Source organism: Micromonospora sp. SD12 (genome assembly GCF_052068495.1).
GTDB classification, from domain to species: domain Bacteria; phylum Actinomycetota; class Actinomycetes; order Mycobacteriales; family Micromonosporaceae; genus Micromonospora; species Micromonospora echinofusca.
The window spans coordinates 1-10517 of the sequence record NZ_JBQHDF010000035.1; the positions used below are offsets into that span (position 1 = coordinate 1).

The 10517-nt window shown below is 76.5% G+C and carries 2 protein-coding genes; both read right to left on the reverse strand.

Going from position 1 to position 10517, the window contains the following annotated elements:
• Positions 1 to 6853 (reverse strand): type I polyketide synthase (locus ACTMS2_RS29110; RefSeq protein WP_441178243.1); only part of this gene is annotated, 6853 nt, incomplete at its 3' end.
• 44 nt (positions 6854 to 6897) lie between these two features.
• The gene (locus ACTMS2_RS29115; protein WP_441178244.1) at positions 6898 to 10467 is read right to left on the reverse strand and encodes an SDR family NAD(P)-dependent oxidoreductase; all 3570 of its coding nucleotides are present in this window, start codon (positions 10465 to 10467) and stop codon (positions 6898 to 6900) included.
• Positions 10468 to 10517 lie beyond the last annotated feature (50 nt).

Genomic DNA, 10517 nt, shown 5'->3' on the forward strand with positions numbered 1-10517 from the left:
CGTCGACGTCCGAGCCCCACACCACCGCACGGTGCTCCAACGCCGCACGCGTCGTCACCAACGACCACGACACATCCGCCACCGCGAGACCGGACCGGTCCCGCACGAACGACGCCAACCGCCCGGCCTGACCCGACAGGGCACGCTCCGAACGACCCGACACCACCCACGGCACCGGCACGCCCACGCCCGACGCCACGACGGACTCCGCAACCGCCGACTCGCCCGCCGGCAGCGCCACAAGACCCGGTTCCGGCTGCTCGATGATGACGTGCGCGTTGGTCCCGGAGATGCCGAACGACGACACACCCGCACGACGCGCACGCCCCACGCCCGGCCACTGCCGGGACTCGGTCACCAACTCCACCGCACCCGACGACCAGTCCACATGCGACGACGGCGCGTCCACGTGCAGAGTCGCCGGCACCACACCGTGCCGCATCGCCAAGATCATCTTGATGATGCCCGCCACCCCGGCAGCCGCCTGCGTGTGACCGATGTTCGACTTCACCGACCCCAACAGGAATGGCTCGTCGCGGTCCTGCCCGTACGTCGCCAGCAGGGCCTGCGCCTCGATCGGGTCGCCCAGCGTCGTGCCGGTGCCGTGCGCCTCCACCACGTCGACGTCGGCGACGCCCAGCCGGGCGTTCGCGAGGGCCTGCCGGATCACCCGCTGCTGCGACGGACCGTTCGGCGCCGTCAACCCGTTCGACGCGCCGTCCTGGTTCACCGCCGTGCCGCGCACCACCGCCAGGATCTGACGGCCGTCGCGCCGCGCGTCCGACAGCCGCTGCACCAGCAGCACGCCGACGCCCTCGGACCAGCCGGTGCCGTCCGCCGCGTCGGAGAACGACTTGCACCGGCCGTCGGGGGCCATGCCCCGCTGGCGGGAGAAGTCGATGAACGTCTCGGGCGTCGCCATCACGGTGACGCCGCCGGCCAGCGCGAGGTCGCACTCCCCGGACCGCAGCGCCTGCACCGCCAGGTGCAACGCCACCAGCGACGACGAACACGCGGTGTCCACCGTCACCGCCGGCCCCTCGAAGCCGAACGAGTACGCGACCCGACCCGACAGCACGCTGCTGGCCGTGCCGACGCCGAGGTAGCCGTCGAGGGTCTCCGGCACGTCGGCCAGCCCGGCGGCGTGGTTGTGGTACATCATGCCGGCGAACACGCCGACGGGGCGGCCCCGCAGCGCGAGCGGGTCGATCCGGGCGTCCTCGAGCGCCTCCCACGAGGTCTCCAGCAGCAGCCGCTGCTGCGGGTCCATGGCGAGGGCCTCGTGCGGCGAGATCTTGAACAGGTCGGCGTCGAAGTCGCCGGCGTCGGCCAGGAAGCCGCCCTCGCGGGCGTAGCTGCTGCCCCGGCGCGTGCCGGACGGGTCGTACAGGTCCTCGACGTCCCAGCCACGGTCGGCCGGGAAGCCGGTGATGCCGTCGCCACCGGAGACGAGGAGGCCCCACAGCTGCTCGGGGCTGCGTACGCCGCCGGGGTAGCGGCAGCTCATGCCGACGATCGCGATCGGCTCGTCGAGCGCCGCGACGGCGGCGACCGGGGCCGGCAGCGCGCCGGCGTCGGTCCCGGTCTCGGCGTCCAGGTGGTCGGCCAGGGCGAGCGGGGTCGGGTGGTCGAAGACCAGGGTCGCGGGCAGGCGCAGGCCGGTGACCGCGCCCAGCCGGTTGCGCAGTTCGACGGCGGTCAGCGAGTCGAAGCCCAGCTCGGTGAACGGGCGGGCGGCCTCGACGGCGGCGGCGTCGGCGTACCCCAGGACCGCCGCGACCTGGTCGAGGACGAGCCGCAACAGGGCCGCGGCGCGCTCCTCGCGGTCGAGCCCGGCGAGCCGTTCGGTCAGGGCGGCGGTCTCCGCCGGGCCGGACCGCGCGGCGCGGCGCCGGGGCGCCCGGACCAGGCCGCGCAGGACCGACGGCAGGGTGCCCGCCTCGGCCTGGGCGCGCAGCCCCGGCCCGTCCAGCGCCATCGGCACCGTCGCGGGCAGGCCGGTCGACAGGGCGGCGTCGAAAAGGGCGAGGCCGTCCGCCTCGGGGAGCGGGCGGACGCCCGCGCGGGCCAGCCGGTCGGTGTCGGCCCGGTCGAGGCCGGCGGTCATGCCGCCGCCCGACTCGACCCACGGACCCCAGGCCAGGGAGTGCGCGGGGAGGCCCGCGGCCCGCCGCCGGTGGGCGAGCGCGTCCAGGAAGGCGTTGGCCGCCGCGTAGTTGGCCTGGCCGGGGCTGCCCGTGACGCCCGCCGCCGACGAGTAGGTGACGAACAGGGCCAGCCCGCGGCCGGCGGTCAGCTCGTGCAGGTGCGCGGCGGCGTCCACCTTCGGCCGCAGCACGTCGGCCAGGGACTCGGCGGTCAGCGAGGTCAGGGTGCGGTCGGCCAGCACGCCGGCGGTGTGCACCACGCCGGTGAGCGGGTGCGCCGGGTCGATCCGCTCCAGCAGCGCGGCGAGGGCGGCCCGGTCGGCGGCGTCGCACGCCTCGACCGTCGCGGTGGCGCCCAGGTCGGCGAGGTCGGCGAGCAGGTCGGCGGCGCCTTCGGCGTCGGCCCCGCGCCGGCTGGTCAGCACCAGGTGGCGGACCCCGTGCCGGGTGACCAGGTGGCGGGCGGTCAGCGCGCCGAGGGCTCCGGTGCCGCCGGTGACCAGCACCGTGCCCTCCGGGTCGAGCGACGGCGCCGGCGCGTCGGGTTCCGGGGCGGCGATCAGGCGCGGCACGCGGACCACGCCGTCGCGCACCGCCGCCTGCGGCTCGTCGGTGCGGAGCAGGCCGGCGAGGGCGGCCGCCGAGTGCTCCCGGTCGTCGACGTCGACGACCAGGAAGCGGCCGGGGTGCTCGGCCTGCGCGGAGCGCAGCAGACCCCACACGGCGGCGCCGGCCAGGTCGGTGACGTCCGTGTCGTCGCCCACCGCGACGGCGCCGCTGGTGAGGACGACCAGCCGGGACCCGCCGGTGTGCCGCTCGGCGGCGAGCCAGCCCTGGAGCACGGCGAGGACCTCGGCGAGCAGGTCGTGGACCGGGCCGGCGCCGGTCGCGGCGGCGCCTGCCACCGGAAGCAGCACGACGTCGGGGACCCCGGCGGCGAACAGCGCGTCGAGGTCGGCGTGCCGGGCGACGGGCAGGCCGGCGGGCAGCGGCCCGGGACGGTCCCCGAGCACCGCCCAGGTCGTGCCGTCGGTGGTGCCGGCACCGCCGGCGTGCCGGGGCCAGTCGAGGCGGAACAGCGAGCGACGCCACGGGGACCCGCCGGAGGTGAGGTCCCCGGCCGGCAGGGGCCGCAACACCAGGGCCCCGACCCGGGCGACCGGCTCCCCGGCGGCGTCGGCGACCAGCATGGCCACCGTGTCCGCTCCGGTGGGCGTCAGCCGTACCCGCAGCGTGGCGGCGCCGTGGGCGGACAGCGTCACGTCCGACCAGGCGAACGGCAGCCGGCCCTCGCCGGGGTCGACGATGCCCAGCCCGACCGCCTGCACGGCGGCGTCGAGCAGCGCCGGGTGCAGCCCGTACGCGCCGGCCTCGTCGGCCGCCGGCTCGGGCAGCGCCACCTCGGCGTACACGTCGGCGCCGACCCGCCAGGCGGCGCGCAGCCCCTGGAAGGCCGGCCCGTACGCGAACCCGGCCTGCGCCGCCCGCCCGGTCAGCTCCGACACGTCGAGGGCGGTGGCGCCGCTCGGCGGCCACTGCGCCAGCGTGCCCCCGTCCTCGCCCGGCTCCGGGGCGAGCAGACCGGTGGCGTGCCGCACCCACAGGTCGTCGGTGCCGGAGCGGCGGGCGTGGACCGTGAGCTGCCACGACCCGCCGCCGGTGCGCTCGGCGGCGACCTGCACGTCGACGCCGCCCGTCTCGGGCAGCACCAGCGGCGCCTGGAGGGTCAGCTCGGCGAGCCGGTCGGCGCCGACCTCCGCGCCGGCGCGCAACGCCAGCTCCACGAACCCGGTTCCGGGGAAGAGCACCACGTCGCGTACGGCGTGCTCAGCCAGCCAGGGCTCGGTCTCCACGGACAGGCGGCCGGTGAGCGTCACCTCGTCGCCGTCGGCCGAGCGGAACACCGCGCCGAGCAGCGGGTGGCCGGTCGGGGTCAGTCCGGCGGCGGTCACGTCGGCGGGCTGTGGCAGGGGCAGCAGCCAGTAGCGTTCGCGCTGGAACGCGTACGTCGGCAGGTCGACCGGCACGGGCGGGCCGTCGAACAGGGCCGCCCAGTCGACCGGCACGCCCCGCGCCCAGACGGTGGCCGCGGCGGCCAGGGCGGTCGCCGCCTCGTCGTGCTCGGCGCGCAGCATCGGGGCGCAGACCGCCTGCTCCGCGCCGACGATCTCCTGGGTGAGCGCGCACAGCACCCCGCCCGGACCCACCTCGACGTACGCGCCGACGCCCAGCTCACGCAGGGTCGCCACGGCGGCGTCGAAGCGGACCGTGTCGCGGACGTTGCGCAGCCAGTACGCCGGGGAGCGCACCTCGTCGGGGTCGAGCACCGCGCCGGTCACGGTGGAGACCACGGGGATCCGGGGCGCGGCGAAGGTCAGCTGCCCGAGCACGTCGCCGAACGCGTCGAGCATCGGGTCCATGCGGGCGGAGTGGAACGCGTGGCTGACGCGCAGCCGCCTGGTGCTGCGGCCGAGGGCCGCGAAGTGCTCGGCGACCGCCTGCACGGCGTCCTCGTCGCCGGAGACGACGACGGAATCCGGGCCGTTGACGGCGGCCAGCCCGACGCCGGCCGCCCCGCCGACGGTGGCCAGGTGCGCGCGTACCTCCGCCTCGGTGGCGCGGATCGACACCATCGCGCCGCCGGTGGGCAGCGCCTGCATCAGCGTGCCACGGGCGACGACCAGGCGGGCGGCGTCGGGCAGCGACAGCACGCCGGCGACGTGCGCGGCGGCCACCTCGCCGACCGAGTGCCCGGCCACGAAGTCCGGCACGACGCCCCAGGACTCGACGAGCCGGTAGGCCGCCACCTCGACGGCGAACAGCGCCGCCTGGGCGTACCCGGTGCGGTCGAGCACGTCGGCGGGGCCGTCGAGCACGGCGCGTACGGGCCGGTCCAGGTGCTTGTCCAGCTCGGCGCAGGCGGCGTCGAAGGCTTCGGCGAAGGCCGGGAACGCGGCGTACAACCCCTGGCCCATGCCGACCCGCTGGGCGCCCTGGCCGGTGCAGAGCACGGCGACCCGGGTGGGGCTGGCGACCCCGCGCCGCACGGACGCCGCCGGGACGCCGTCGGCCAGCGCGCCGAGCCCGGCGAGCAGTTCGTCCCGGTCGGCCCCCAGCACCACCGCCCGGTGTTCCAGGACGGACCGCCCGGTGGCCAGCGCCCGGCCCACGGCGGCCGGCGCGGCGTCGGGGTGCTCGGCGAGCCAGGAGCGCAGCTGGTCGGCCTGGGCGCCGAGCGCGGCGGCGCTGCGCGCGGAGACGACCCACGGCAGCGGGTCGGGCCCGGCGACCGCGTCGGTGCCGGCGGTCGGCTGCGGCGCGGGCGGGGCGGCCTCGACGATGACGTGGGCGTTGGTGCCGCTGACGCCGAACGAGGAGACGCCGGCCCGCATGGGCCGGGTGGCGCGCGGCCACGGGCGCGGCTCGCGGAGCAGGCTCACCGCGCCGGCCGACCAGTCGACGTGGGGGGACGGCTCGTCGACGTGCAGGGTCCGCGGCAGGAGGCCGTGGCGCATCGCCATGACCATCTTGATCACGCCGGCGACGCCGGCGGCGGCCTGGGTGTGCCCGAGGTTGGACTTGATGGAGCCGAGCCACAGGGGCTGGTCGTCGGCCCGGTCCCGGCCGTACGTGGCGAGCAGCGCCTGCGCCTCGATGGGGTCGCCGAGGCGGGTTCCGGTGCCGTGGGCCTCCACCGCGTCCACGTCGGCCGGGGCGAGCCGGGCGTTGGCGAGGGCCTGGCGGATCACCCGCTGCTGCGACGGGCCGTGCGGCGCGGTGAGGCCGTTCGAGGCGCCGTCCTGGTTGACGGCGCTGCCGCGCACCACGGCGAGCACCCGGTGGCCGTTGCGCTGGGCGTCGGAGAGCCGTTCCAGCAGCAGCAGCCCGGCGCCCTCGCTCCAGCCGGTGCCGTCGGCGGTGGCGGCGAAGGACTTGCACCGCCCGTCCGGGGACAGGCCGCGCTGGCGGCTGAAGCCGACGAAGGTGTCGGGGCTGGACATGACGGTGACGCCGCCGGCCAGCGCGAGCGTGCACTCGCCGGAGCGCAGGGCCTGCACGGCGAGGTGCATCGCCACCAGCGAGGACGAGCAGGCGGTGTCGACGGTGACCGCCGGGCCCTCGAATCCGAAGGTGTACGCGATCCGGCCGGAGACGACGCTGCCGTGGTTGCCGGTGCCGACGAACGCCTCGACCTCCTCGGGCACGCCGTTGAGGCGGGAGACGTAGTCGTGGTACATGACGCCGGTGAAGACGCCGGTGCGGCTGCCCTTGAGCGAGTCGGCGGCGATGCCGGCCCGTTCGACGGTCTCCCAGGCGACCTCCAGCAGCAGGCGCTGCTGCGGGTCCATGGCCAGCGCCTCGCGGGGCGAGATGCCGAAGAACCCGCCGTCGAACTCGCCGGCGTCGTGCAGGAAGCCACCCTCGCGGGTGTACGACTTGCCGTGCGCGTCCGGGTCGGGGTCGTAGAGGTTCTCCACGTCCCAGCCCCGGTCCGCGGGGAACGGCGTGACGGCGTCGACGCCGGACTCGACCAGTCGCCACAGCGCCTCGGGGGTCCGCACCCCGCCCGGGTAGCGGCAGCCCATCCCCACGATCGCGATCGGCTCGTGGTTCTGCTCGTCGACGGCCCTCAGGCGTTCGCTGGTCTCGTGCAGGTCAGCGGTGACGCGCTTGAGGTACTCGCGGAGCTTGGCTTCGTTCGCCATCGGGTTGATCACCTGTCGCTAAGGGGCAAGCGGCGGACTCGTGGTCAGGATCGGCCGAACTTCTGGTCGATGAAGTCGAACAGCTCGTCGTCCGAGGCCTCGTCGAGGGCCTGGCTGACGTCGGCCGGCCGGTCGGTGGCGTCGCTCCACCTGGTGACCAGCGCCCGGAGGCGGACCGCCACGGCCGTCCGCGTCTCGTCGTCGCCGGCCAGTCGTTCCAGTTCCTCCGGACCGGTCGCGGCGAACGCGGCCTCCAGCCGGTCCAGCTCGGCCAGCAGGCCCGCTTCGGGTGCCGGCGGGGCGGCGTCGACCAGCAGGAAGTCGGCGAGGGCGGCGGGCGTGGGGCAGTCGAAGATGAGGCTCGCCGGCAGCCGGATCCCGGTGAGGGTGGTCAGCCGGTTGCGCAGTTCCACGGCGGTCAGCGAGTCGAAGCCGAGCCCGGTGAACGTCTGCCCGGACGGCACGACGGTGGCCGGCGGGTAGCCCAGCACCTCGATGACCTGCGCCTTGACCAGGTCCTCCACCAGCCGGCCGCGCTCGGCCTCGGGCGTGGCCGCGAGGCGTTGCGCGAAGGACGGCCCGCCGTCGCCGCCGCCGAGGACGCGCCGCCGGGCCCGGACGAGGCCGCGCAGCGGCGCCGGGAGTTGGCCGGCGTCGGCCTGCCGGCGCAGCGCGGCGGGGTCGAGCACCGCCGGCACCAGGTGGGGGCGTCCGCCGCGCAGGCTGGCGTCGAAGAGGCGCAGGGCCTGGTCGGTGTCGAGCGGGCTGAGGCCGTTGCGGCTCATCCGTTGCCGCTGGGCGACGTCGAGGTTGCCGGTCATCCCGCTGTCGGCGGCCCAGAGGCCCCAGGCCAGGGAGGTGGCGGGGAGGCCCGCTGCGTGCCGGTGGTGGGCGAGGCCGTCGAGGAACGCGTTCGCGGCGGCGTAGTTGCCCTGCCCGGGTCCGCCGAGCACGCCGGCGACCGACGAGAAGAGGACGAACGTCGACAGGTTCCGTCCACGGGTCAGCTCGTGCAGGTGCCAGGCCGCGTCGGCCTTGGCGGACAGCACGGCGGACATCCGCTCCGGGGTCAGCGCCGAGATCACCGCGTCGTCGAGGACGCCGGCGGCGTGGACCACGCCGGTGAGCGGGTGCTCGGCGGGAACGTCGGCCAGCAGTGCGGCGAGGCGGTCCCGGTCCGCCACGTCGCCGGCCACCAGCCGGGCGTGCGCGCCCAGCGCGGTCAGCTCGGTCAGCAGCTCCGCCGCGCCGGGGGCGTCCGCGCCGCGCCGGCTGACCAGCAGCAGGTGGCGCACCTTGTGCGCGGTGACCAGGTGCCGGGCCAGCAGGCCGCCGAGGGCACCCGTGGCCCCGGTGACCAGGACCGTCCCGTCGGGGTCGAGGTCGGCGCCCAGCGCCGCGTCGAGGGCGGCGGGCGTGAGCCGGGGCGCCAGCACCCCGTCGGCGCGGACCGCGAGCTGGGGTTCGCCGGTGGCGACCGCCCGGGCCACCAGGTCCACCGTGCCGGCCTGCGGTCGCCCCGCCCCGTCGAGATCCACGAGCACGAGACGGTCGGGGTGCTCGGCCTGGGCCGAGCGCAGCAGGCCCCAGACCGCCGCGCCGGGCAGGTCGACCGCGCGGCCGGTGTCGCCGGCGGGCACGGCCCCGCGGGTCAGCACGACCAGCCGCCGCTGCGCCAGCCGGTCGTCGGCGAGCCAACCCTGCACGGCGGCGAGCACGGCGGCGAGGCGGGCGCGGGTCGCGGCGGGGACCGGGGCGCGCTCCTCGTCGGCGTACGCGGCGAGCAGCACCAGTTCCTCGTCGAGCAGGCCGACGTCGACCGCCTCGGCCAGCGCGGTGAGCCCGTAGCTGGGGAGTCCGGACAGGTCGGACGGGGCGTCGCCGAGGAGCACCGCGCGGCCGGTCGCCGGGGCGCCCGGCGGCACGCTCTGCCAGACGACGTCGTACAGCGAGTCGACGGCCGCGCCGGCGCCGCGTACCTGGTCGGCGGTCACGGGGCGGGAGACCAGGGAGGCGATGCGGGCGACGGGGGTGCCGGCCGGGTCGGTCAGGGTCAGGGTGACGCCGCCGCCGCTGCGCCGGGCGCGGACCCGCAGTGCCGTCGCGCCGACGGCCGCGAGGGTGACGCCGGTCCAGGCGAAGGGCAGGCGTACGCCGGAGGCATCCCCGCCCTCGTCGAGCAGGCCGACGACGTGCAGGGCCGCGTCCAGCAGCGCGGGGTGGATGCCGAAGCCGGTGACCTCGGCGCCGTCGGGCACCGCCACCTCGGCGCACACCTCGTCGTCGGTACGCCAGACGGCGCGCAGGCCACGGAAGAGCGGGCCGTACTCGACGCCCAGGCGGGACAGCTCGGTGTAGATCCCGTCGACCGCGACGACGGCGGCGGCGGTGGGCGGCCATGGCGACGGGTCGGACCCGTCGGGCTGCGGTACGGCGGGTGAGAGGACGCCCACCGCGTGGCGGTCCCACTCGGCGTCCGGGTCGGCGGCGGCCCGGGAGTGGATGGTGACGGGCCGGCGACCCTCCTCGTCCGCCGTGCCCAGCTTCACCTGCACCGCACGGGCGCCCTGCTCGGCGAGCGCGAGTGGCGCCTGGAGGGTCAGCTCGTCGAGGGTGTCGCAGCCGACCTGCGCGCCCGCGTGCAGGACCATCTCGACCAGGGCGGCGCCGGGCACCACGACCGAGTCCCAGACGACGTGCTCGGCGAGCCACGGGTGCGTACGCACGGAGAGTTCGGTGCCGAAGACCCGTACGTCGTCGTCGGCCACGCGTACGGCGGCGCCGAGCAGCGCGTGGTCGACGGGGCGGACGCCCAGCCCGGGCGCGCCCGCGTCGCCGGTGGTGGCGTTCAGCCAGTAGCGCTGGTGGTCGAAGGCGTACGTGGGCAGGGCGACGGTGCGGGGCCGCGCCCCGGCAGCGGTGAGGTACCCGGCCCAGTCGACGTGGCCGCCGGTGACGTACCGCTCGGCGAGGGCGGTGCGCAGCGTGTCGGCCTCGGGGTGGCCGGCGCGCAGCGTGGCGGTGAACCGGACGTCGCCGGTCTCCTCGACGCAGTCCTGCGCCATCACGGTGAGCACGGCGTCGGGGCCGACCTCCAGGAAGTGCGTCACGTCCTGCTGGTGCAGGGTGCGTACGGCGTCGGCGAAGCGCACGGGCTGCCGCACGTGCCGCACCCAGTAGGCGGGATCGGTGATCTCCCCCGCGTCCGCCACCGCACCCGTCACGTTCGACACGATCGGCACCCGCGGCGACTGCCAGTCCAGCCCCGCCACCACCGACGCGAACTCGTCGAGCATCGGCTCCATCAACCGCGAGTGGAACGCGTGACTGACCGACAACTCCTTGACCCGCCAGCCCCGCTCGCGAGAAGTCCCCACCACCACCGCAACCTCATCGGCGGCACCCGACACCACCACCGACGCCGGACCGTTCACCGCCGCGACGTCCACCCCGGCACCCGCAGCATCGATAACCCCGCGCACATCGCCCTCGGAGGCGCCGACCGCCGCCATCACCCCACCAGCCGGCAACGCCTGCATCAACCGACCCCGCGCCGCCACCAGGGTGCACGCATCCGGCAGCGACAACATCCCCGCCACGTACGCGGCCGTCACCTCACCAATCGAATGACCCGCCAGGAAATCCGCCCGCACACCCCACGACG